Origin of the sequence: Sulfitobacter sp. UBA1132 (assembly GCF_002311545.1) — a bacterium.
Taxonomy (GTDB): Bacteria; Pseudomonadota; Alphaproteobacteria; order Rhodobacterales; family Rhodobacteraceae; genus Sulfitobacter; species Sulfitobacter pontiacus.
Map to the genome: position 1 here is coordinate 379,147 of NZ_DCAN01000011.1, position 22,975 is coordinate 402,121.

At 62.3% G+C, this 22,975-nt stretch carries 18 protein-coding genes; 12 read left to right on the forward strand and 6 right to left on the reverse strand.

What is annotated here, in order from left to right; genetic code table 11:
• Positions 1–6 precede the first annotated feature (6 nt).
• The 5 genes from B4F27_RS09475 (at position 7) to B4F27_RS09495 (ending at position 5,208) form a co-directional block, all read left to right on the forward strand.
• Positions 7–3,024: a sarcosine oxidase subunit alpha family protein gene (locus B4F27_RS09475; protein WP_286759523.1), complete on the forward strand. Its 3,018-nt coding sequence runs from the start codon at positions 7–9 to the stop codon at positions 3,022–3,024.
• The gene (locus B4F27_RS09480; protein WP_286759524.1) at positions 3,017–3,598 is read left to right on the forward strand and encodes a sarcosine oxidase subunit gamma; all 582 of its coding nucleotides are present in this window, start codon (positions 3,017–3,019) and stop codon (positions 3,596–3,598) included. Before B4F27_RS09475 ends, B4F27_RS09480 begins: the two co-directional genes overlap by 8 nt.
• A 195-nt stretch (positions 3,599–3,793) precedes the next feature.
• Entirely contained in the window at positions 3,794–4,393 is a 600-nt protein-coding gene (locus B4F27_RS09485; RefSeq protein WP_074635168.1) for a superoxide dismutase, read from the forward strand.
• 153 nt (positions 4,394–4,546) lie between these two features.
• Positions 4,547–4,756, forward strand: a complete 210-nt coding sequence (locus B4F27_RS09490; RefSeq protein WP_037962905.1) for a hypothetical protein — start codon at positions 4,547–4,549, stop codon at positions 4,754–4,756.
• Positions 4,753–5,208 (forward strand): host attachment family protein, encoded by a 456-nt coding sequence (locus B4F27_RS09495; protein WP_286759525.1) that lies wholly within the window; start codon positions 4,753–4,755, stop codon positions 5,206–5,208. The genes B4F27_RS09490 and B4F27_RS09495 overlap by 4 nt, the downstream gene beginning before the upstream one ends.
• A gap of 262 nt (positions 5,209–5,470) precedes the next feature.
• Here B4F27_RS09495 and B4F27_RS09500 read toward each other — a convergent pair whose 3' ends face one another.
• Entirely contained in the window at positions 5,471–6,025 is a 555-nt protein-coding gene (locus B4F27_RS09500; RefSeq protein WP_286759526.1) for a TIGR00730 family Rossman fold protein, read from the reverse strand.
• Between the two features lie 111 nt (positions 6,026–6,136).
• On the opposite strand from B4F27_RS09500, the gene B4F27_RS09505 reads away from it, so the two are divergent.
• Entirely contained in the window at positions 6,137–7,396 is a 1,260-nt protein-coding gene (locus B4F27_RS09505) for a LysM peptidoglycan-binding domain-containing protein (protein WP_286759527.1), read from the forward strand.
• Between the two features lie 144 nt (positions 7,397–7,540).
• A complete protein-coding gene (locus tag B4F27_RS09510; protein WP_037944991.1) occupies positions 7,541–9,340 on the forward strand; it encodes an ABCB family ABC transporter ATP-binding protein/permease in 1,800 nt (599 codons plus the stop codon).
• A 32-nt stretch (positions 9,341–9,372) separates the two neighbouring features.
• Here the strand turns inward: B4F27_RS09510 and B4F27_RS09515 are convergent, their stop codons facing one another.
• Positions 9,373–9,831: a DUF302 domain-containing protein gene (locus tag B4F27_RS09515; RefSeq protein ID WP_286759528.1), complete on the reverse strand. Its 459-nt coding sequence runs from the start codon at positions 9,829–9,831 to the stop codon at positions 9,373–9,375.
• Positions 9,832–10,065: 234 nt separating this feature from the next.
• On the opposite strand from B4F27_RS09515, the gene B4F27_RS09520 reads away from it, so the two are divergent.
• On the forward strand, positions 10,066–11,292 hold the full coding sequence (locus tag B4F27_RS09520) for a multidrug effflux MFS transporter (protein ID WP_074635165.1): 1,227 nt from the start codon (positions 10,066–10,068) through the stop codon (positions 11,290–11,292).
• A 3-nt stretch (positions 11,293–11,295) separates the two neighbouring features.
• Here B4F27_RS09520 and B4F27_RS09525 read toward each other — a convergent pair whose 3' ends face one another.
• Together B4F27_RS09525 and B4F27_RS09530 are read right to left on the reverse strand one after the other, a co-directional pair.
• A complete protein-coding gene (locus B4F27_RS09525; protein WP_286759529.1) occupies positions 11,296–15,153 on the reverse strand; it encodes an efflux RND transporter permease subunit in 3,858 nt (1,285 codons plus the stop codon).
• Positions 15,150–16,400 (reverse strand): efflux RND transporter periplasmic adaptor subunit, encoded by a 1,251-nt coding sequence (locus B4F27_RS09530; RefSeq protein ID WP_286759530.1) that lies wholly within the window; start codon positions 16,398–16,400, stop codon positions 15,150–15,152. The genes B4F27_RS09525 and B4F27_RS09530 overlap by 4 nt, the downstream gene beginning before the upstream one ends.
• Before the next feature lie 229 nt (positions 16,401–16,629).
• On the opposite strand from B4F27_RS09530, the gene B4F27_RS09535 reads away from it, so the two are divergent.
• The 3 genes from B4F27_RS09535 to der are packed head-to-tail and all read left to right on the forward strand — an operon-like array spanning position 16,630 to position 20,303.
• The gene (locus B4F27_RS09535) at positions 16,630–17,343 is read left to right on the forward strand and encodes a tetratricopeptide repeat protein (protein WP_005852627.1); all 714 of its coding nucleotides are present in this window, start codon (positions 16,630–16,632) and stop codon (positions 17,341–17,343) included.
• A 54-nt stretch (positions 17,344–17,397) separates the two neighbouring features.
• Complete coding sequence (locus B4F27_RS09540) at positions 17,398–18,777, forward strand: PQQ-like beta-propeller repeat protein (protein WP_083350865.1); 1,380 nt, start codon at positions 17,398–17,400, stop codon at positions 18,775–18,777.
• Between the two features lie 50 nt (positions 18,778–18,827).
• Positions 18,828–20,303: a ribosome biogenesis GTPase Der gene (gene der / locus B4F27_RS09545; RefSeq protein WP_260001826.1), complete on the forward strand. Its 1,476-nt coding sequence runs from the start codon at positions 18,828–18,830 to the stop codon at positions 20,301–20,303.
• A 58-nt stretch (positions 20,304–20,361) separates the two neighbouring features.
• On the opposite strand, the gene B4F27_RS09550 is transcribed toward der, so the two are convergent.
• Entirely contained in the window at positions 20,362–21,069 is a 708-nt protein-coding gene (locus B4F27_RS09550; RefSeq protein WP_286759531.1) for a tryptophan-rich sensory protein, read from the reverse strand.
• 59 nt (positions 21,070–21,128) lie between these two features.
• Positions 21,129–22,421 (reverse strand): serine--tRNA ligase, encoded by a 1,293-nt coding sequence (gene serS / locus B4F27_RS09555; protein ID WP_286759532.1) that lies wholly within the window; start codon positions 22,419–22,421, stop codon positions 21,129–21,131.
• 266 nt (positions 22,422–22,687) lie between these two features.
• Here serS and yajC point away from each other — a divergent pair, with 266 nt between their 5' ends.
• Positions 22,688–22,966: a preprotein translocase subunit YajC gene (gene yajC / locus B4F27_RS09560; RefSeq protein ID WP_005852640.1), complete on the forward strand. Its 279-nt coding sequence runs from the start codon at positions 22,688–22,690 to the stop codon at positions 22,964–22,966.
• The last annotated feature ends 9 nt before the right edge of the window (positions 22,967–22,975 follow it).

Sequence of the window (22,975 nt, forward strand, 5' to 3'; positions counted from 1 at the left end):
GACTTCATGAGCACCAGAATTGCCACAGGCGGCCGCCTGCTGAACAAATCAAATGCTGTCAGTTTTTCGTTCAACGGAAAGCAGCTGCGCGGCTTCGAGGGCGATACCCTGGCCTCGGCCTTGCTGGCGAATGACCAGATGCTGGTGGGGCGGTCGTTCAAATACCACCGTCCGCGCGGCATCGTGGCGGCGGGCCCGGAAGAACCCAACGCGCTGGTGAACCTCGGGCAGGGCGACCGGTTCGAGCCCAACCAACGCGCCACGACCACCGATCTTTTCGACGGGCTCAAGGCGGAAAGCCAGAACCACTGGCCCAGCCTCGAATTCGACGTTGGCGCGATCAACAAACACCTGAGCCGCTTTCTGCCCGCGGGCTTCTACTACAAGATGTTCATCCACCCGCGCCCCTTCTGGAAGCATGTCTACGAGCCGATCATCCGCCACTCTGCCGGTCTGGGCAAAGCGCCCAAGGAGACGGATGGCGATACCTATGAACATTTCCACGCCTTTTGCGACGTGCTGATCATCGGCGGTGGTGTCGCAGGGCTAGAGGCCGCGCGCACGGCGGCCCTGTCCGGTGCCAAGGTCATCGTGCTGGAACAGACTGCCCATTGGGGCGGCCGCGCGCCCGTGGATGGCGGCACGGTCGATGGCACGCCCGTCGCCGATTTCATCGATGCGCTGGTGGCAGAGCTGTCGGGAATGGCAAACGTCACCCTGCGCACCCGTGTCATGGGGGCGGGCGTCTATGACCACGGCTATGTGCTGGGCTATGAACGGCTGACGGACCACGCGCCGGAGATTGCTGGGCCGCGCCACCGGCTCTGGCGTATTCGCGCCGGTCATATCGTGACCGCCACCGGCGCGATTGAACGGCCTTTGTCCTTCGCTGGCAATGACATCCCCGGCGTGATGCTGGCCGCATCTGTGCGGGATTATCTGGTGAACTATGGCGTGTCGGTCGGGGATCGCACGGTGGTGGTCACCAATAATGACGACGCCTACCGCACCGCCATCGCCTTGACCGAGGCCGGTCTGACCGTGCCCGCCATTTTGGATGCCCGCGTGCTGCCGCAGGATTTCGCGCTGATGACGCGCGCCAAAGATCTGGGCATTCGCGTGATGATTGGTCATGCCGTGGCGCGGGTGACGGGCGGCAAACGCGTAACAGGTGTAGAGGTGTGCAGCCAAGCGGGCGAGGGTGCGGTGCTTGAAACCTTCCCATGCGACGCGGTGGCCATGTCGGGCGGCTGGTCGCCGGTGGTGCATCTGTGGTCCCATTGCGGCGGCAAGCTGACTTGGGATACCGCCGGGGCCATGTTCCGCCCCGATGTGAACAACCCGCCGTTGGGGGCAGACGGGCATGGCTTTGTCACCGCTGCCGGTGCCGCGGGTGGGTTCTTTGCGCTGGATGACATCCTGCACGACGCCCATGCCGCCGCCGACGGGGTGGTCACGACGCTGGGGTTCAAGTTGCCCGCCGACGCCGTCTCGCCGAACGCCGACCGGCAAGAGGAAGCGCCGCTCGCCCCCGTGTGGATGATGCCCCAAGGCGCGAACGTGAAGCTGCGCGAGAAGACGTGGCTGGATTATCAGAACGATGTCAAAGTGTCAGACGTGCGGCTTGCCGCGCAAGAAGGCTTTGTCAGCGTCGAACACGCCAAACGCTATACCACGCTTGGCATGGCGACGGATCAGGGGAAGCTCAGCAATATCAACGGGCTGGCAACGCTGGCGGGCGCGATGGATGCGGATATTCCCGCGGTTGGGACCACCACCTTCCGCCCGCCGTACCACCCGATTTCGATGGGCGCGATTGCGGGCGAGGCGCGTGGCGATGTGTTCCAACCGATCCGCCGCACCCCGCTGCATGATTGGCACGAAGCGAACGGCGCTGAATGGGAGCCCGTCGGCCAATGGCGACGCCCCTATGCCTATCCGCGCAAGGGCGAAACCACCCATGACGCGGTGATGCGCGAGGTCACCAACACGCGCAGCAAACTGGGGATGCTTGATGCCTCCACCCTGGGCAAGATCATCGTCAAGGGACCGGACGCGGGGCGTTTCCTCGACATGCTTTACACCAATATGATGAGCACGCTGAAACCGGGTAAATGCCGCTATGGCCTGATGTGTTCGGAAAACGGGTTCCTGATCGACGATGGTGTCGTTGCGAGGATCGATGACGACACCTTCCTGTGCCATACAACGACGGGCGGCGCGGAAAGCATCCACCAGCATATGGAAGAATGGCTCCAGACCGAGTGGTGGGATTTCAACGTCTATGTCGCCAATGTCACCGAGCAATATGCGCAGATCGCCGTGGTCGGCCCCAACGCACGCAAATGTCTGGAAAAGCTGGGCGGCATGGATGTCAGCAAAGACGCGCTGGCCTTTATGGAGTGGGCGGACGGCACGCTGGGGGGCTTCAAGTGCCGCGTTTACCGGATCTCTTTCTCGGGCGAGCTGAGCTACGAGATCGCAGTGGATGCAGGGCAGGGGCAGGCCTTCTGGGATGCGCTGATGGTGGCGGGCAATGATCTGGGCGTGATGCCCTATGGGACCGAATGTCTGCACATCCTGCGCGCCGAAAAAGGCTTTATCATGATCGGGGACGAAACCGACGGCACCGTGATCCCGCAGGATCTGGGGCTGAACTGGGCGATCTCGAAAAAGAAAGACGACTACTTGGGCAAGCGCGCGCAGCAGCGGTCCCATATGGTGGACCCGACGCGTTGGAAACTGGTGGGGCTGGAAACAACCGACGGCAGCACCCTGCCGGACGGGGCCTATGCCGTGGGCGAGGGCGAGAACGAGAACGGCCAGCGCAATATGATCGGGCGCGTCACTTCGACCTATCATTCGCCGACGTTGGGTAAGGGGATCGCTATGGGGCTGGTCCTGAACGGGCCGGACCGCATGGGCGAGGTGATCGACTTCCCCGGGACCGACGGCAAGACCTATCAGGCGAAAATCGTCGATCCGGTGTTCTATGACAAAGAAGGGGCCAAGCAAAATGTCTGACGCGGTAAGCGCATTGAAAGCGGCAGAATTCACCGGCGGCATTGCCGAGGTGACCCTGATGGATCCGATTGGCATGATCTCTGTCCGCGGGGATCTGGGGGCGGGCTATATGAAGAAGGCGCTGAAAAAGGCCGTCGGTCTGGGCCTTCCCGACACCCGCAGCGTCCAGATCAACGGGGATCGCGGTGTCGCGTGGATGTCACCGGACGAGCTGTTGTTGCTCTGCCCCTACGATCAGGTCAGCGACACCATCGACATGCTGACCAAATGCTTTGGCAGCAATCACACGCTGGCGGTCAATGTATCCGATGCGCGGTCGGTGTTTCGCATCAAAGGGGCGCACAGCCGTGATGTGCTGGCCAAGCTCGCCCCCGTGGATCTGTCGCCAGACAGTTTCACCCCCGGCATGATCCGCCGCACGCGGCTGGCGCAGGTGCCGGCGGCGTTCTGGATCGAGGACGGCGACAGCTTCCGTCTGGTCTGCTTCCGCTCGGTCGCGCAATATGTGTTTGATCTGCTGAAAACCGCGGCACAGGCCGGGTCCGCCCCCGAATATTATAGCGCCGCGCGGTAAGCCGCTGGTCAGGGGCAGGGCGGCAGACTGGCGGGAACATTCGCCCCAGCCAGCCGTTTTACCCTTAAGCAGGTGACGATAGAAGCGCCCCGTCGGCTGTGCCGGTTTGCCCCTTGCGGGTCGATCAGCACTTGACCTTATGACGGCACGGGCTTCATGTGACCCAGACGCAATTCAATAACGGAGGCTTTTCTCATGGCTTTTACTCTTCCTGATCTTCCCTATGCCCACGATGCGCTTGCATCCAAAGGTATGTCCAAGGAAACGCTGGAATATCACCACGATAAGCACCACAACGCCTATGTGACCAACGGCAACAAAGCCATTGAAGGCACCGAGTGGGAAGGCAAGACCCTCGAGGAAATCATCAAGGGCACCTATAACCCTGACGCGGTTGCGCAAAGCGGCATCTTCAACAACATCAGCCAGCTCTGGAACCACAACCAGTTCTGGGAAATGATGTCCCCCGAAGACAGCAAAATGCCGTCCGAGCTGGAAAATGCGATCACTGAAAGCTTTGGCTCTGTCGATAAGTTCAAGGATGAATTCAAGGCAGCCGGTGGCGGTCAGTTCGGCTCCGGTTGGGCGTGGCTGGTCAAGGACACCGATGGTGGCCTGAAAGTGACCAAGACCGAAAACGGCGTGAACCCTGTCTGCTTTGGTCAGACCGCACTGCTGGGCTGCGACGTTTGGGAACACTCCTACTACATCGATTTCCGCAACGCGCGCCCCGACTACCTGTCGAACTTCCTCGACAATCTGGTCAACTGGGACAACGTCGCGTCGCGCATGTAATCGCGATATGATGGGTTAAGGCATCGCGCCAACCTGTTGAAATATTTATGTGAAAGGCCCTGCAGCATTCCGCTGTGGGGCATTTTCTTGTGGAACCACGGGCGTGATTGGGGCGTTTTGCATGTGAACCCACAAGATGAGAAGGAGACCACGATGGCAGAGCGTCACAGATCGCAGGACGGCGTCAAGGAAACCGACAAATACATCAGCGAAGCCGATGATATTGACCATCAGGGCCGCTCGGGCGGGGGGCTGCAACGCGATGTCGGCACGCAAGACGAAGAGAAACAGGTGGTCGACAAACCCGGCGCTGACACCCGCGTCACTGGCGAAGACAAACGCAACCATGGAGAAGACGCATGACCAAGATTGAAAATGGCACTTGGGTGCTGATCGCAGACGGTGAAAAAGCGCTGTTCATGGTGAATGAAACCGACGGAGAGGATCCGTTCCTGCAGGTCTTCCGCGAGGAAGAGCAGGAGAACCCGCCCAACCGCGATCAGGCCGCCAATCGTCGTGGACGCTTCAACGACGGCCCGTCTGTGCACCGCTCGGCTGTGGACGACACCGACTGGCACCAGCTGTCCAAGGACCGCTTTGCCAGCGAGCTGGCGGATATCATGTACAAACAGGCGCATAAGGGCAAGTTCGACAAGATCATTCTGGTTGCACCACCGAACACCCTGGGTGAGTTGCGCCACGAGATGCACAAAGAGGTCGCGGACAAAGTCGTGGGCGAAATCCCCAAGACGCTGACGAACCACCCCATCGAAGAGATCGAGAATATCGTGAAATCGACGCTTGAAACAGCGTGATGATGTGGCCGCATAGCAACAGTAGAAATCCGGCTATGCGGCCAAATCTATAGGTATTCGGGTTGCCGCAGTGCGGTGATTTGAAAGGGCATCCAGACGTGGGTGCCCTTTGCTGTATCGCGCGTGCTAGCGGCGAACAGGGAGTATGGCGTTGGCCGCTTTAACCTACCGCCCATAGCACTCCTGATCCTGCTTCGCCGCCGATCAACCCGTTGCCGCGCAGGCGCTTTCTGCACTACCGCGCGAGCTGCCGTGCGTACCTCTATGCGGTCAGGCTACGGCGCAGAATGTCCAGCGCGCCGTCAACGTCATCGACCGTATCCACATAGCCAAGCAGGCTTTCTTCGGCAAAGCCGCGGGCGACGACATGATCCAGAAGCGCTGTGAGAGGATCCCAGTAACCATTTGTATTCAATAGGATTACCGGTTTCTGATGAAGCCCCAACTGGCGCCAGGTCAGCACTTCGAACAGCTCGTCCAGTGATCCGGCACCGCCGGGCAGGACCACCACGGCATCGCAGTTCATGAACATCACCTTTTTGCGTTCATGCATAGTTTCGGTCACGACATAGGTGGTCAGATCGGTCTTGCCGACCTCCCATTTGACCAGATGATCGGGGATCACGCCAAAGGTCGTGCCGTCCGCCGTTTGTGCTGCGCGTGCAACGGTGCCCATCAGCCCCACGTCCCCCGCGCCATAGACCAGCCGCCAATCGTTCTGCGCCAAAGCGCGCCCCAAAGCGTCGGCTTGTGCGGTATATTCGGGGTCATCACCGGGGCGCGAGCCGCAGTAAACACATACGGATTTCTGGATCATAAACGGGGGTCCTTTTTGCGAATATGCACATGGCATGCAGCTGCATTTTGACCCGTGATAGCCTGCTTGGTACAAGTCCTCAATGTGGGGAAGTTCAAAGGGATGAACGGGATGTCGGTGTTTCAAACGCGGGGTGCTCAGTTTGCGGGCGCCGCGCTGGTCGTGGCGGTTGCCGTTGCGGGATATATCTGGTCGCAAGATGCGGGTCCCGTCGTGCCGGATACGGCGAAAGACACCGCCGCCCAGCCGAAACCCGCGGCCCAGCCCCCCGCGCAGACCGCTACCGCACCCCAAGACACCACGGCCGCCGCCACGGTTCCCCCTGCGCCCCAAACGCCTGATCCCGCCGCGTCGCCCGCCACACCCAGTTTTGACGAGGTGCGCCGCGAGGGGGACGGGATGACCGTGATCGCAGGCCGCGCAGCACCAGGGGCCCGCGTCAACGTGATCAGCAACGGGGCAGAGGTCGCCAGCGCGCAGGCCGACCGCTCTGGCAAATTCGCCACGCTTGCCATTTTGCCGCCCGACGGCAGCGGCAAGATCCTGAGTCTGAGCGCGGATGCCGAAACAGGCCCTGTCGCCTCGGTCGAGGAAGTCATCTTGGCCCCGATCACCGCACCTGCCGTGGCACAGGTGGCACTGGCGGAACCATCAGACGTATCCATCGACACCACATCAGTTGCCACGCCAGAGACCACGCCCGACGACACGGCCCCTGAAGCGGTCTCCGCTCCGGTCGTGGAACCGCTGCGGGAAGCACCCGAGGACAGTGCCCCCGAGATGACCGAGATCGCCGCCGTGACGCCGCAGCCCGATCCCGCGCCCCCCGCAGAAGATACCCCCGTCGCCCTGTTGAAATCCGACGCCGACGGGGTGGAATTACTGCCCGGCACCGCGCCCGAGGTAACCGACCGTATCGCGCTCGACACGATCACCTATTCGGAACAGGGCGAGGTCCGGCTGGCGGGGCGCGCACAGGCGCAGGCGTCTTCCGTGCGGGTCTATCTGGACAACCGCAGCGTTGGCGCGCTTGAGGTGGACCCCCAGGGCCGTTGGCGCGGCGATATCGAGGATATCAAGACCGGCATCTACACCCTGCGCGTGGATGAGCTGGATCAGGGCGGCGACGTGATCAGCCGCGTGGAAACCCCGTTCAAACGTGAATCCCCCGAGGTGCTGGCCCGTGCCACCGCAGACAACGACGGCCCGATCAAGGCGGTGACCGTGCAGGAAGGGGCCACGCTTTGGGCCATCGCCCGCGAACGCTATGGTGACCCGACGCTCTATGTGCGCGTCTTTGCCGCCAACCGTTCATCAATCCGCGATCCCGATCTGATCTACCCCGGTCAGGTCTTTGATCTGCCCGATTGACGCGCGGCTATGCGGACAGATGAAAGTGCTGCACTGGCATGATCTGGCTGACGGCCCTATGTAAGGGGCAACCACACAGGATCGTTCATGTCAGCCGATAGCCCGCGCACTGCCAGCCAGCCCAAACCCGCCACCCAATATCCCATGACCGAAGAGGAGATCGCCCAAGCTGCAGAGCGGCAGTCGAACCTGCTTGTCTTGCGCAAGGTGGCCCCGTACCTGTGGCCCGACGATATGCCTTGGGTCAAGAAGCGCGTGGTCTGGGCGCTGATCTTCTTGGTGGTGTCCAAGTTGATTTCTGTTGTTATTCCCGTACTTTACAAAGACGCGGTGGATGCTCTCGCGAATGAGGGCGTGCCGTTTCTGGCGCTTGGCGCGGTGGGGCTGACGATTGCCTATGGTATGGCCCGCGCGATGAACGTGGGCTTTCAACAGCTGCGCGACGCGGTCTTTGCCCGTGTCGGCCAGCGCGCCCTGCGGATGCTTGCGCTAGAGACGTTCGAGCATATTCACAAGCTGTCGATGCGCTATCACATCACGCGCAAGACCGGCGGGCTGAGCCGGATCATCGAACGCGGGGTCAAGGGGGTGGAATTCCTGCTGCGCTTCTTGCTCTTCTCCATCGGGCCGCTGATTCTGGAGCTGCTGCTGGTCGGCATTATCCTGACCGTGCTGTTCGACGCGTGGTATCTGCTGATCGTGACGGTCACCATCGGGCTTTACGTCTGGTTTACCTTCGCGGTGACCGAGTGGCGCGTGAAGCTGCGCCGCCAGATGAACGACCGCGACACGGATGCCAACCAAAAGGCCATCGACAGCCTGCTGAACTATGAAACCGTCAAGTATTTCGTCGCCGAACAGCGCGAGGCGCAGCGCTATGACGCGGCGATGGCGGGCTATGAAGAGGCGGCGATCAAGACGAACTACTCGCTTGCCTTCCTGAACTTCGGCCAGTCGTTGCTGATCACCTGCGGGTTGGTCGGCGTGATGATCCTGGCCGCCATCGGGGTGCAGAACGGTGATCTTACCGTGGGGGATTTCGTCATGGTCAACGCCTATATGGTGCAGTTGACCGTGCCGCTGAACTTCCTTGGCACCGTCTATCGCGAAATCCGTCAGGCGCTGGTCGATATGGGGCAGATGTTCACGCTGCTCGATCAACCGGCCGAAATCTCGGACAAGCCTGATGCCCCTGCGCTGCAAGTCTCGGGTGGGCGTGTCACGCTGGACAACGTGCGCTTTGGCTATGACGACGACCGAGAGATCCTCAAGGGCGTGTCGATCGAAGCCGCCCCGGGCGAGATGGTGGCGATTGTCGGCTCTACCGGATCGGGGAAATCCACCATCGGACGTTTGCTGTTCCGGTTCTACGATGTGCAGGGCGGTGCCGTGCGTGTGGACGGGCAAGATGTGCGCGATGTGACCCAAGACAGCCTGCACCGCGCGATTGGCGTGGTGCCTCAGGATACCGTGCTGTTCAACGATACCATCGGCTATAACATCGCCTATGGCCGCGATAACGCCACGCAAGAAGACATCGAAGCGGCAGCAAAATCGGCGCAGATCCACGACTTTATCCAGCGTTTGCCCCACGGGTATGAAACCGCTGTGGGCGAACGCGGGCTGAAACTGTCGGGGGGGGAAAAGCAGCGTGTCGGTATCGCGCGGACCCTGCTGAAAAACCCGCCGATCCTGCTGCTGGACGAAGCAACAAGCGCGCTGGATAGCGAGACGGAGCACGAAATTCAGGATGCCCTGCGTCAGGCGGGCAAGGGGCGCACGGTGCTGACCATCGCGCACCGCCTGTCCACCGTGGCCGAGGCCGACCGTATCGTCGTGCTGGAACAGGGCGAGGTGGTCGAGCAGGGCACCCATGACGATCTGCTGGCACGCAACGGGCGCTATGCGCAACTGTGGCAACGCCAGCAATCCGAGGGCGAATAGCTGGCGTCACAAAGGTTTGGTGGGCGCGGGGGTTATTCCTCCGCGATGGCCTTGTCGGTGAGCTTGTCCAACGCGCCGGTCATTTTGGTCAGATATTCCGCGTCATCGGGCAACCCGTGGTCTGCGGCCAATGTGGCGGGGTCGTGGTAGCTGACATGCACCATGCCGCTGTCATCGGCATAGGCCAGCACGCGCATGGGCAGGTCTAGACCGGCGGTCTGACCATCCAGCATCGCAGGCGTGCCCAGCTTGGGGTTGCCAAAGATCAGCAGCGTGGTCGGGCGCAGCTCCGTATCCACTTTGGTCGCCCCTTCGGCGTGGTCCACGCGGGCAAAGACCGTGGCACCGGCTTCGGTCACGGCAGCTTCCAGACGGTCGATTGTGTCGGGCACGGAATGGGGGCTCATCTTGGTGATGATGTCGGCGGCGGCAGGCAGGGCGGCCAGCGTCGTGAGGGCGAGCGTTGTCGCGGCGAGTGTCTTGCGGATCATGTGGTCTCTCCTTCGGTTTGCGCGGCCCGTAGCCCACGGCTTCCCTCTGGAACCTAGTACGTCTTGCCCCATGAACGAGCAAAATTCGATCAACAAGCAGTGAATTGCCGGTATATGCATACAAACAACATGGTGCATTCTTGCCGTCGGGTACATATGTGCTAGCTCTGCGCTGGCCGAGCGTAAGACGCGCGGCACCCCCACAGCCTTGCCCACAACCTTGAAGGACTGCCCATGTCTGCCGGAATGTTCCGTACCGCCCTTATTCTTGGCTCTATCTGTGTGACAGGTCCGTTTGCCATCGACATGTATCTGCCCGCCTTACCCGCGATCGAAGAGGCGCTGGATGTGTCTGTCTCGGCGGCCCAGATCACGCTGGTCGCCTATTTCCTCGCCTACGGCGTGTCGCAGCTGGTCTATGGGCCGCTGTCCGACCAGATCGGGCGCAAAAAGACCCTTGCCATCGGGATGAGCATTTTCTGCGTCGGCGCGGTGATCTGTGCGGTGGCCCCCGACATCGAGACGCTGGTGCTGGGGCGTCTGGTGCAGGGCATCGGCGGGGCGACGGTGATGGTCATTCCCCGTGCCATCGTGCGCGATATGTACACCGGAGCGCAGGCGACGCGGTTGATGTCGTCGATCATGCTGGTGATCTCGGTCTCGCCCATGCTGGCGCCCTTGGCGGGCAGCGCGGTGGTCAGCTTTGGCAGCTGGCGCGAGATTTTCCTCGCCCTTGCGATCCTTGCGGCGGCGACGTTGACGATGGCGCAGATCGCGTTGCCCGAGACGCTGACCGCGGACAAACGCCGCAAGGTCAATCTGCGCGAGCTGTCGCGTAGCTGTGGTATCCTGTTCCGCGATCCGGTGTTCGTCGGCCTGACCTTTATTGCGGGTTTCGGCATGGCGAGCTTCTTCTTGTTCATCTCCAGCGCGTCCTTCGTCTACACGGGTCAATTCGGGCTGACCCCGACCGAGTTCTCGCTGGCCTTCGCCTTTAACGCGGTGGGGTTCTTTATCGCCACCCAAGCGGCGGGGCGTCTGGCCGATATGTGGGGGCTTGCCACGCTGATCGGGCGCGGTGTCACCGGCTTTGCCGTCTGCTCTGCGCTGTTGACGGGCGTTGTGCTGGCCGGTTTCGGCACGCTGCCGGTGCTGTTGATCGGGCTGTTTCTGGCCTATTCCTTTCTGGGGGTCGTTGTGCCTTCGGCGATGGTCGCGGCACTTGATGCGCATGGACGGCGCGCGGGTATGGCGTCCTCGCTCAGCGGAAGCCTGACAATGCTGACGGGGGCCTTTTGCATCGCTGCGACGACGCCGTTCTTTGACGGCACCGCCGTGCCCATGGTGGTGAGCATCGCGCTGTGTGGTGTGGCGGCATTGGGGCTGGTGATCTTTACCATGCCCAAGCTGCGCCAGCAGCAGGATGCCGCGGCGGCCGACCAGATGCCCGCCGCGGCCTAAGGGTCATTCCGCCGGTGGGGTATGGACCGGCGGTCCGGTGTCCTCCCACTGGATCACGGTTGTTTGCAGCCTGCGTGCATCACGCGCCAGCGCCCAGTCCTGCGCGGATTTGCTGGCGCGCCCCAGCGACATCTTGGCCAGCAGCCGCGCGATCCAGCGGGCGTAGGTGGTGGCCCACACGCGGATCGCCAGCATGGACGGGGTGACCAGCAGCGTCAGCACCGTCGCGATGCCCAGACCAAAGACCACCGCCGTTGCCAGCTGTTTCCACCACAGCGCCGTGGGGCTGTCGATGGTGTAGCCGCCATTGGCAAAGTCGAGGCTAAGCCCGAACATCATCGGCGCAAGCCCTGCCATCGTGGTGATGGTGGTCAGCAGTACGGGGCGGATACGGGCCTGCGCCGTGCGAATGATCGCCTCGATCCGCGGCATGTACTGGCTGAACTCCTGATAGGTATCGATCAGGATGATGTTATTGTTCACCACAATCCCCGCCAGCGCCACGATCCCCGTGCCCGTCATGATGATCGAAAACGTCTGATCCATCACCAACATGCCAATCAACACGCCCGTGGTCGATAGCACCACCGCCAGCAGCACCAGCACCGAGTTGTAGATGCTGTTGAACTGCGCCAGCAGGATGATGAACATCAAGCCCAGTGCCGCGGTAAAGGCCGAGGACAAGAACGCCTGACTTTCGGCCTGATCCTCTTGGTCGCCGGTCCATTCATAGCTGACGCCCGCGGGCAGGGGCCGGGTTTCCAGCCATTTGGTCAGCTCCGCAATCCGTTCGTTGGCATTGATCGGGATCATGCGCAGGCTGCCATTGTCCAGCTCTTGTTGCAGATCGACGCCTTGGGCGGCCTTGGTCCGGTTGGTGATCTTGAAGGCCGCGCCCTCGGGCCCGGTGATATCGCCCGCGTCCCCCGCAGGGCGCATCGTAGCGAGGGTGATTGTCGTCTCGCCCGTCTGTCCCGTGCCCGCCTGTCCCGTGCCCGCCTGTTCTGTGCCCGCTTGCGCGGTGCCTTGGGAGGCATCCACCGTGCGCACCAGTTTGACCAGCCCGGGGAAGACATCGGCCTTCACATCAAGATAGCGTTTCTGATCGATCCGGTTGATCTCTGCCAGCTTGGGCACAGGTGTGCGGGTGATGAAGTTCGACAGCGGCACCAGCCCATCCACCGTGCGCACCTTCAGCGTGTCCAGCGTGCTGAGCACACGATCTTCTTGCGGCAGGCGCACCCTGATCTCGATCTCTTCGTCCGAACTGTCGACCCGCATCGTGTCCAGCAGCAGCCCGTGGGTGACCAGCTGTACCATCGCGCCGACGGTGACCACATCAGCCCCGTATTGCCCCGCCTTGGCGACATCCACGTCGATCTGCCAGTCGATGCCGGGCAGGGGGCGGGTGTCTTCGATCAGGGTCAGGCCGGGGGTTTTCTCGAAGGTATCGCGGGCCTGTGCCGTCGCGGCGATCAGGTCCGTGAAACTGTCGGATTTCAGACGCAGATGCACCGGCTTGCCCGACGCAGGGCCGCGCGCCTGTGCAAGGATTTCGATCTTGATGCCGGGGATCGCGCTCAGCGCTTCGGTGAGCTCTGCGATCACGATGTCGCCGTCCAGTTCCGGGCGAAGGGCGCGGTCTTCCCACGGGATGGTTTCAAGCTGCACCTGACCGATGCTGTCCTTGGGGGCCTGCGCCCCGCCGGTATTGCTGTCGAGCCCGCCCTCACCAGCAAAGGCAAAGGCGGTAGAGACACCGGGATGCGCCAGCACAATCGCCTCCGCCTGCTGCATGATCGCGTCTTTTTCCGCCAGCGACAGGTTGCCCCGGGCCAGCACATAGACGATCGCCTGCTCGGGTTCGGATTCGACAAAAAATTCCACGCCTTTGCTGTTGTTGCCAAAGAAGATCATCGTGGTGCCGACAAAGACAAAGACGACCCCCGCGACCACCAGCGGCATCACCGGATTGCCCGCGATAAAGGCAATGAGCCGCCCGAATCCGGATCGACGGTAGCCGGCCTTGATCACGGTGGGCTCTTTGCGGAACAGCCGCGAGGTGACCCAGCGGCCCCCGCGCCCCATGCGGGTGAACAGCGCGAAAAAGCTGGTCAGCCCCAAAAGCACGCCCGATATCGCCACCGCCACCAGCGCGCAGAGTACTGAGATGCAGATAAAGACCACGGCAAAGACCGGAATGACCGAGCCAAGGATATCCAGCCCATCCATGCCCGCGAACTGCGCCGAGATCACGGCAAAAAGCGGCTGCATCAGCGCCAATGGCAGGGCGATCATCGCGGCGACAATGGGAAACAGTAGCAGATGCAGATAGAACCGCAGCTTGGCGATGGCAGTCATATTCTGCGCCATCCAGCGTTCCAGCCGTCCGGTGACGCCGCCCATGACGGGTAGATAGATCAGCGCCACCACCAGCGAGGCGGAGAGCACAAAGATCAGCGTGACCGGCAACATGCCCATGAACTCCCCCGGGACGCCGGGCCAGAACAACATGGGCAGGAAGGCGCAAAGGGTGGTCGCGGTGGACGAGATGATGGGCCAGAACATGCGTTTGGCGGCCTCGACATAGGCGGCCATGGGGCCTTCGCCCTGTTGCTGGCGCGCGTCGGCATATTCCACCACAACAATCGCGCCATCCACCAGCATCCCCACCGCAAGGATCAGCCCGAACATCACGATGTTCGAGATGGAAATCCCCATCAGCGCGAGAAAGGCAAAACACAGCAGGAACGACGTGGGGATCGCAAAGCCCACCAGCAGGGCCGCACGGATCCCCAGGGCGGCAAGCACCACGATCATCACCAGCGCAATCGCGGTAAAGACCGACCCCAGAAGCTGCTGCACCATACTGTCGACAATGCGGCTTTGGTCGTTCGAGGTGCCAAGCGTGACAGCGGCTTTCAGCCCCTCGGGCCAGGCGGCGCTTTGGGCAGCGACGATCTCTTTCACCTGGGTGGAGGTGTCGATCAGGTTATAGCCCTTGCGTTTGACCACCTGCAGCGCCAGCGTCTTTTCCCCGTTGAACCGTGCGGTGCCTTCGCGGTCTTCAAAGGTCAGGTTGATGGTCGCCAGATCGCCCAGTGTCACCACGCGGTCGCCGTTGGTCTTGACCGGCAGCGCATAGACATCGCGCGGTTCATCAAAGGAGGACGGGATCTTGACCGAGAAACTGCCCTGATCCGACTGCACTTCGCCCGCGGCAATCAACTGGTTGTTATTCTGCACCACATTGATCAGCTCGCCCGCGGTCACGTCATAGGCTTCCAGCCGCAAGGGATCGATCAGCACCTCAAGCATCTCGTCACGGTCGCCCGCCAACCCTGCTTCAAGCACCGCATCCACACCTTCCAGCGCGTCCTGCAGATCACGCGCGACGCGGGCCATGGTACGTTCGGGAACGGGGCCGGTCAGGTTGACGATGATGATGGGGAATTCGGAAAAGTTGATCTCTGTGATCGAATATTTCTCGTAGCCTTCGGGGAATTTGGATTCCGCCGTGCTCATCGCGTCGCGCACGTCGGCCATGATTTTGGACTTGTCCCAGCCGAATTCGAATTCCAGCGCGACACCGGCGTAGTTTTCGGCGGCGGTGCCGGTCATGGTCTTCAGCCCGTCCAGATCGGAAAGCTCCGTCTCCATCGGTTTGACCAGCAGGGTTTCGCTATCCGCGGCAGAGATGCCCGGAAACTGGACCGAGACGAAAAGCGCCGGAATCTCGATGTCAGGCTCGCCCTCTTTGGGCAGGGTGGAATAGGCATAGCCCCCCACCACGAGGCTCAGCAGGATAAACGCCATGACCATACGGGCACGGCCCGCGGCCCAATCGACCATGCCGCTCATTCCGGGGCCTCGTCGCGGAAGGTCGGGGTCACGGTCACGCCTGCGGTGACATATTCCTGTCCCAGAACGATGACATCTGCCTGCGCGGGCAGGCCGGTGACCCAGATGCCTTCGGGCGTGTCGCGCACAAGTGTGACTGCGGCGAAATCAACGGTATTCTCGGCGTCGATCAGACGCACGCCAAGGGTGCCGTCATCATTCAGCGTCAGGGCCGATTGCGGCAGCAGATGCGCCTCGACCCCGGCCGAGGCGATGGCGATTTCGGCGGTCTGGCCGTCGCGGATGCTCAGATCGGGGTTGGGCACCTCGATTTCCACCTGAAAGGTGCGCGTCGTCGGATCGGAGGCGCGCGAGATAAAGGTGACGGTGCCTGCGATCTCGCGGTCGCCCGCGGCCAGCCGCGCCTGTGCCTGCGCGCCAAGGCTGACGCGGTCAACCTCGGTCTCGGGGACAAAGCCCACCAGTTTGATCGGGTCAAGCTGGATCACCTGCGCACAGAGCGATCCGGTTTGCAGCAGGCTGCCAAGCTCTGCGGTGTCGCTTTCCAGCAGCCCTTCGAACGGCGCGGTGAGGGTCAGCCGGTCAATCTCGGCCTGGGTGCTGGCAACGGCGGCCTCCGCAGCCTCAATGCCGGAATGTGCCGCATTCAGCCCCGCCTCGGCAGAGCTGAGTGCAGCGCGCGCGGCGGCGACAGCTGCTTCGGCGGTGGCCAGCGTGGTCTGCGACGAAAACCCGCCTTCGCCCAGTTTTTGTGCCGCGTTCAGCTTGATCAGGGTTTCATCCAGACGGGCCTGCGCCTCGGCCACGCGGGCCTGTGCCTCGGGGACGCGGGATTGTGCCTCGTCGCGGCGGGCCTGCGCCTCTGCCTGTTGCGCACCACGGGTGCCGGGGTCCAGCTCGCACAGCACATCGCCCGCGTTCACGGTCGCGCCCTTGCGCAGCGGGGCCGATACCACAACGGCAGAGGTTTCCGCCTTGACCGCCACCTGCCGCGCCGCCGTGGTCTGACCGCGCACGATCACGGCGGAGGCAAGCGGTGCCGCCGCGCTGCGCTGCACCACGACCTTCACCCGCGCGGGCTCTGCCACATCTGACGGGGACGCGGTATCGGTGCTGTCGGCATCCACCGCAGGCGCCGGAGGTTGCGCGGCCCCCTGTGCCAGCCCCAACAGGGCGTCACGTTCGAAAATTGCCATATACATCAGGGCGGAAACGGCGATGGCCGCCAGAAGGGGGAAGATGCGCATTCGGGCCTCGGTTCAGTGAAACGCGGGCGTTGCGGCACCGCAATATGTCGTATGCTATAGGGCCAAATGCTTAAGCGAATAAAACTGAACTGCATAGTTCACTATTGAAAAAACTTGCGACATGCGACCTTGTGAACAACGCGTGGGTCACTTGCTGTGCAGCCAAGCCCTTGGCAGCCCCGCAGCCGCAGGTTAAGAGGGGCGTTAAATCAGGCGGGACGGGTACCACATGAGCGATACAGACAGTTTCATCGACGAAGTAAACGAAGAGGTCCGCCGCGACCGGTTCTACTTTATGCTCAAGCGCTATGGCTGGATTGCGGTGCTGGCCGTGATCCTGCTGGTCGGTGGGGCCGCGTGGAACGAATACCAGAAAGCACAGGCCCGCGCAGAGGCGGAAACCCTTGGCGACGCGATGTTTGCAGCGCTTTCCGCCGAAGATACAGCCGCCCGCGCTGCCGCCTTTGAAAAAATCGAGGCCACAAACCCCCGCGCCGGTGCCATGCTGGGCTTGCTGACCGCCGCCGAACAAGCCCAAGCAGGCGAGACCGACGCCGCCGTCGCCACCTTGAACGGCATCGGGCTGGATGCGGATGTGCCCGCGATCTATCGCGAAATCGCCCAGTTCAAGGCGATTACCCTGCAAGGATCGGATATGCCCGCCAATGAACGCCGTCTGGCGTTGGAAAATCTGGCGCAGCCCGGCAGCAGCCTGCGCTTGCTGGCGCAAGAACAACTGGCCATGATCGACATCGAAGAAGACGCCCCCGAGGCGGCGATCGAACGCTATCAGGGTATCCTGAACGACGCGGATGTGACCTCGGACTTGCAACAACGCGCCCTTCAGGTGATTGTCGCCTTGGGGGGGGATCCGCAAATGGGTACCGCAGCCCCCGCGCCGCAAACGGACACCGTGCCGGCGCTGGATGCAGACAATAACTAATCCTGCCTGAACCTTTCAGGTGACACGGACTTAAAGAGCAAAGCGAGCAGGGCCATGACCATTCTCCACAGCATCTCCTTGAAACCCACGTCGACGCGCCGTGCCACACTTGGGATGGGGGCGGTGGTGGCATCGCTGCTGCTGTCGGCCTGCGCCGAACCAGAGGTGATCCTGCCCGGCGTGCGCGAGGATGTGCGATCGGTCCTGCAAGGCAGCGACGGCTTTGCAGCCCCCGCCGATGCGCCGGTGCCAGCCAATACAACACGCGCGATTTCGCTGCCTGCAGCGACCACTAACGCCAGCTGGTCGCAAAGCTCTGGCACGCCAAGCACACGCGTCAGCCACCCCGCGCTTGGTGCAGCGCCGCAGCTTGCGTGGTCTGCCTCTATCGGGAAGGGCGACAGCCGCAAGCAACGCATCACCGCGACGCCTGTCGTGTCGGGCGGGCGCGTGTTCACCATCGATTCCGGTGCGACGGTCACCGCGACCTCTGCCACATCGGGAGCCACACTTTGGACGCGTGACCTGACGCCGCAAAGCGACGGGCAGGGCGATGCGACCGGTGGCGGCTTGGCCGTCGATGGCAACACAGTCTACGTCTCGCTCGGCTTCGGGTCGGTCACGGCGCTGGATGTCGACAGTGGCGGCACGCGCTGGACGCAGGATATCGATGGCACCGGATCGGGGGCCCCGACAGTCTTTGGGGATATGGTCTATTTCACCTCCGGCGACGATACCGGTTGGGCGCTGAACAAATCCAATGGCCGCGTGCAATGGCAGACCGGATCGACCAGCAGCATCAACAATGTGCTTGGCGCACCGGCCCCCGCCGTGGGATCGCAGATCGCCGTGCTAGCCTTTGGCTCGGGCGAGGTGCAAGGGCTCTTCCGTCAGGGCGGGCTGGATCGTTGGAACACGTCTGTCGTGGGCAAACGTCCGGGGCGCGCGCTGGCCAATATCTCTGACGTGACAAGCGCGCCGGTAATCTCTGGCGATACCGTTTACGTGGGCAACCAGTCGGGCCGTCTGGCGGCACTGAGCCTTGGCGGCGGCGAACGCCAGTGGACCGCGCGCGAAGGCGCGATCGGCCCCGTTTGGCCCGCAGGCGACAGCGTCTTTGTCGTGACCGACCTGAACGAGCTGGTGCGTCTGGATGCCAGCACCGGCACCCGCATCTGGGGCACACCGCTGCCGAATTTCGTCAAGGACAAGCCCAAGCGCCAGTCTGAGGTCTTTGGCAACTACGGCCCCATCCTTGCCGGTGGTCGCGTGATCGTGGCCTCTAGCGATGGCACGCTGCGCAGCTTTGACCCCACCAATGGCGCGCTGGTTGCACAGGTGACGATCCCCGGCGGGGCGACCACTGCGCCGGTCGTGGCGGGGGGCGTTCTGTACGTCGTATCCGCGAAAGGGCAATTGCACGCTTTCCGTTAGGCCGCAAATAGGCTAAGCGGCGGGCTTGACCTAGTCTTCGGAGCCGTTCCATGTCTTTCACCCTCGCCATTGTGGGCCGTCCCAACGTCGGGAAATCCACGCTGTTCAACCGTCTGGTCGGTAAAAAGCTGGCGTTGGTCGATGATCAGCCCGGTGTGACGCGCGATCTGCGCGAAGGCGCGGCGCGGCTTGCCGACCTGCGATTCACTGTGGTGGATACCGCCGGACTTGAAGAAGTCACCGACGACAGTTTGCAGGGCCGGATGCGCCGCCTGACCGAACGTGCCGTGGATATGGCGGACATCTGCCTGTTCATGATCGACGCCCGCGTGGGGGTCACGCCGTCCGATCTGGTCTTTGCCGATATCCTGCGCAAGAAATCTGCCCATGTTATTCTGGCCGCCAACAAGGCCGAAGGCAAAGCCGCCGACGCCGGTGTGATCGAGGCCTACAGCCTTGGCCTTGGCGAACCGATCCGCCTGTCTGCCGAACACGGCGAGGGGCTGAACGATCTTTACACCCATCTGATGCCAATCGCTGACGGTTTCGCCGAGCGGGCGCAAACCGATGCGCCGGAAACAGATGTGGACCTGACCGAGGAAGAAGCCGAACTGGGCGACGAAGAGGCACCCGTGCCCGTCCCCACCAAGACCAAGCCCTTGCAGGTGGCCGTCGTAGGGCGTCCGAACGCGGGTAAATCCACCCTGATCAACCAGATTATGGGCGAGGATCGTCTGCTCACCGGACCGGAAGCGGGGATCACCCGTGATGCGATTTCGCTGCAAACCGACTGGTTCGACGTGCCGATGCGGATCTTTGACACCGCCGGGATGCGCAAACGCGCCAAGGTGCAGGAAAAGCTCGAAAAGCTGAGCGTCAGTGACGGGTTGCGCGCGGTGAAATTCGCCGAGGTTGTGGTGGTTCTGCTCGATGCGGACATCCCCTTTGAACAGCAAGACCTGCGCATCGCCGATCTGGCCGAACGCGAAGGCCGCGCCGTTGTGGTTGCCGTGAACAAATGGGACCTTGAGACCGACAAACAGGGCAAGTTGAAAGACCTGCGCGAAAGCTTTGAACGGCTTCTGCCGCAGCTCAAGGGCGCGCCTTTGGTGACCGTTTCGGCCAAGACCGGGCGCGGGATGGACCGTTTGCACAACGCGATCATGCGCGCCTATGAGGTCTGGAACCGCCGTGTCACCACCGCACAGCTGAACCGCTGGCTGTCTGGCATGATGGAGGCGCACCCGCCCCCCGCGCCGCAGGGCAAGCGTATCAAGCTGCGCTATATGACCCAAGCCAAGACCCGCCCGCCGGGGTTCGTGGTCATGTGTAGCCACCCCGATAAGGTGCCGGAAAGCTATAACCGCTATCTTGTCAACGGGTTACGGCTCGACTTTGATATGCCGGGCACGCCGATCCGCCTGTGGATGCGCGGCCAGTCGGACGCCAACCCCTATAAGGGGCGCAAAAAAGCGAAACCGTCGAAGCTGCGCAAACATACCGACGGGCACCGCAAGGACCGCTAGGGACTGTAGAGCTTTCGAAAAATCGGGACCGGAGTTTTAAAACTCCGGTTCTTTGCGTTTAACCGCGCCGCCATGACCGGTAGGTGGGCAGGATCAACGCAATGGCACCCCCCGCGGCCAGCGCAGCAACGGTCGGGGCCGTCGCGACATTCGCCACCACCACAGCGATCAGCGCCCAGATCACCCCGATTCCATAAGTCGGCGCGCGCATCAGCGACGATTGCACCCCCGCTGCAATCACAATCGCCAGCCCGACAAAGACCAGCCCCGCGGTTGGCCCGCTCATCCAGCCATAACCGGCCGCCAGCAGCCCCAAAGACACGCAGGAGGCCGCGCTCAGCCAGCCCGCATAAAGCCCCACGGGCAGGGCTGCAAAGCCGCGGTCCTCACGCGGGGCGCGGAACAACGCGTAAAGCGCGGCCACCAGCATCACCCAGATCAGCACGGAGGCCCAGATCGGGCTTGCCACGGCCACGGCAAGCCAGAAACAGCCCACAAACAGCGACAGCGCCAGCGGCAGACGCATGTCGTGCCAAAGGGTATCCGCGCGGCGTTTCCACAGGCCCCAGCCCATGCCAACGATCAGCCAGACATAGATCAGCCCCCAGATCGAGAACGCGTAGCCCGCAGGCTGCACCGGCGGGTTGTCTTGGGGGATGGGGAATTGGTCCGGCGAAAAGCCGTTGAAGCCGGAGACAAAAAAAGGCGACACGGCAAAGCCGATCGCCAGCAGAAAGGTCAGAAGGGCAATAAGGGAACGGGACATCGGGCTACCTTGCGAAAAGTGGTTCTCGCCTCAGATAGCCCGATGATCCCAGCGTTCAATCAGCTGAGCGTGCCGTCGACGGACAAAGTGATCTTGCCGCCCAGATAGGGGGCCAGCACCTCGGGCAGTTTGACCGACCCATCGGCCTGCTGGCCGTTTTCCAGCACCGCGATCAGGCAGCGCCCGACGGCCAGACCGGACCCGTTCAACGTGTGCACGAACTGCGGTTTGCCGCCATCTGCGGGTTTGAACCGTGCGTTCATCCGCCGCGCCTGAAAATCCCCCGTGGTCGAGACAGAGCTGATCTCGCGGTAGGCGTTCTGACCGGGGAGCCAGGCCTCGATGTCAAAGGTCCGGCGCGCGCCAAAGCCCATGTCACCGGTGCACAGGATCACGGTGCGATAGGGCACGCCCAGACGTTCCAGCATGTCTTCGGCACAGCGCAGCATACGCTTTTGTTCGTCGTCCGATTGATCGGGGTGGGTGACCGATACCATCTCGACCTTCTCGAACTGGTGCTGGCGCAGCATGCCCGAGGTGTCGCGGCCCGCGCTGCCCGCTTCGGAGCGGAAGCACAGGGTGTGGGCGGTCATCCGGCGGGGCAGGGCGGCCTCTTCCAGCACGTCACCGGCGACCGAATAGGTCAGCGTCACTTCGGAGGTGGGGATCAGCCACCAACCGTTGGTGGTCTGATAGCTGTCGTCGCCGAACTTGGGCAGCTTGTCGGTGCCATACATCGCCTCGTCGCGCACCAGCACGGGGGTCATATGTTCGGTCAGCCCGTTTTCATCGACATGGGTGTCGATCATGAACTGGGCCAAGGCTCGGTGGACCCGCGCGACCGCACCTTTTAGCATCACAAACCGCGCGCCGGAGGTTTTGGCGGCGGTTTCAAAATCCATTGACGCCGCGACACTGGCGATCTCGAAATGCTCTTTTGCCTTGAAATCAAACGTTGGTACATCGCCCCAGCGGTTCACTTCGACATTGTCAGCCTCGTCCGCGCCATCGGGGGCATCATCGGCGGGCAGGTTGGGGATGCGCGCCAGCATGTCGGTCAACTGCGCGTCCAGATCCTTGGCCTCTGCCTGCATGGCGGTGACTTCGGCCTTCTTGTCGCTGACCAATGTGCGCAGACGTTCGAATTCGGCCTCGTCGCCCTTGGCCTTGGCCGCGCCCACCAGTTTGGAGGCTTTGTTCTGCTCGGCCTGCGCGGTTTCCGCTGCTGAAATCTTGGCCCGCCGTGCCTCGTCCAGTGCCAGTACCTGCGCGCTTACAGGGGTGTCGCCGCGCCGTGCGAGGGCGGCGTCGAAAGCATCGGGGTTTTCACGGATGGCTTTGATGTCGTGCATGGGCTGTTCCTTTGTCGTCCGAGTCGCATGATCTGCGTTGCGCGCGTTATGCCCGATTGTGGATCGCGGTGCCAGATGTGGTTGCGCCGGGGGGGGGGATTGGGGCCTTGGATGCTTGCGCAAACAGCTTATTGCAGGCTGCGACACCGGGCAGCGCCATTTCCCCCCGGAACCCACCTTGCAAAGCCCCGCGTCTGACCATAGGTTCCGCCAAACTTAGACGGCAGGCCGTTTGCGGCATGCGCCCAACACAAAGGACGACCTCCATGGAAGCCATTCAGCAATTTGTACCCCTGATCCTGATCTTCGCGATCATGTATTTTCTGCTTATCCGCCCTCAGCAAAAGAAGGTGAAAGAGCATAAGGCAATGGTGGACGGTCTGCGTCGTGGCGATCAAGTGGTCACCGCTGGCGGTCTGATCGGCAAAGTCGTCAAAGTCAAAGATGACGGCGAGCTGGAAGTCGAACTGGCCGACAACGTCAAAGTGCGCGTTGTGCAATCGACCATCGCCACCGTCGTCTCCAAGACCGAACCAGCCAAGTAAGCGCCCCTT

Bases quoted from the DNA above. Each gene is read 5' to 3' on its own strand.
- B4F27_RS09475 (WP_286759523.1), top strand. From the start codon at position 7: ATGAGCACCAGAATTGCCACAGGCGGCCGCCTGCTGAACAAATCAAAT.
- B4F27_RS09480 (WP_286759524.1), top strand. From the start codon at position 3,017: ATGTCTGACGCGGTAAGCGCATTGAAAGCGGCAGAATTCACCGGCGGC.
- B4F27_RS09485 (WP_074635168.1), top strand. From the start codon at position 3,794: ATGGCTTTTACTCTTCCTGATCTTCCCTATGCCCACGATGCGCTTGCA.
- B4F27_RS09490 (WP_037962905.1), top strand. From the start codon at position 4,547: ATGGCAGAGCGTCACAGATCGCAGGACGGCGTCAAGGAAACCGACAAA.
- B4F27_RS09495 (WP_286759525.1), top strand. From the start codon at position 4,753: ATGACCAAGATTGAAAATGGCACTTGGGTGCTGATCGCAGACGGTGAA.
- B4F27_RS09500 (WP_286759526.1), bottom strand. From the start codon at position 6,025: ATGATCCAGAAATCCGTATGTGTTTACTGCGGCTCGCGCCCCGGTGAT.
- B4F27_RS09505 (WP_286759527.1), top strand. From the start codon at position 6,137: ATGTCGGTGTTTCAAACGCGGGGTGCTCAGTTTGCGGGCGCCGCGCTG.
- B4F27_RS09510 (WP_037944991.1), top strand. From the start codon at position 7,541: ATGACCGAAGAGGAGATCGCCCAAGCTGCAGAGCGGCAGTCGAACCTG.
- B4F27_RS09515 (WP_286759528.1), bottom strand. From the start codon at position 9,831: ATGATCCGCAAGACACTCGCCGCGACAACGCTCGCCCTCACGACGCTG.
- B4F27_RS09520 (WP_074635165.1), top strand. From the start codon at position 10,066: ATGTCTGCCGGAATGTTCCGTACCGCCCTTATTCTTGGCTCTATCTGT.
- B4F27_RS09525 (WP_286759529.1), bottom strand. From the start codon at position 15,153: ATGAGCGGCATGGTCGATTGGGCCGCGGGCCGTGCCCGTATGGTCATG.
- B4F27_RS09530 (WP_286759530.1), bottom strand. From the start codon at position 16,400: ATGCGCATCTTCCCCCTTCTGGCGGCCATCGCCGTTTCCGCCCTGATG.
- B4F27_RS09535 (WP_005852627.1), top strand. From the start codon at position 16,630: ATGAGCGATACAGACAGTTTCATCGACGAAGTAAACGAAGAGGTCCGC.
- B4F27_RS09540 (WP_083350865.1), top strand. From the start codon at position 17,398: ATGACCATTCTCCACAGCATCTCCTTGAAACCCACGTCGACGCGCCGT.
- der (WP_260001826.1), top strand. From the start codon at position 18,828: ATGTCTTTCACCCTCGCCATTGTGGGCCGTCCCAACGTCGGGAAATCC.
- B4F27_RS09550 (WP_286759531.1), bottom strand. From the start codon at position 21,069: ATGTCCCGTTCCCTTATTGCCCTTCTGACCTTTCTGCTGGCGATCGGC.
- serS (WP_286759532.1), bottom strand. From the start codon at position 22,421: ATGCACGACATCAAAGCCATCCGTGAAAACCCCGATGCTTTCGACGCC.
- yajC (WP_005852640.1), top strand. From the start codon at position 22,688: ATGGAAGCCATTCAGCAATTTGTACCCCTGATCCTGATCTTCGCGATC.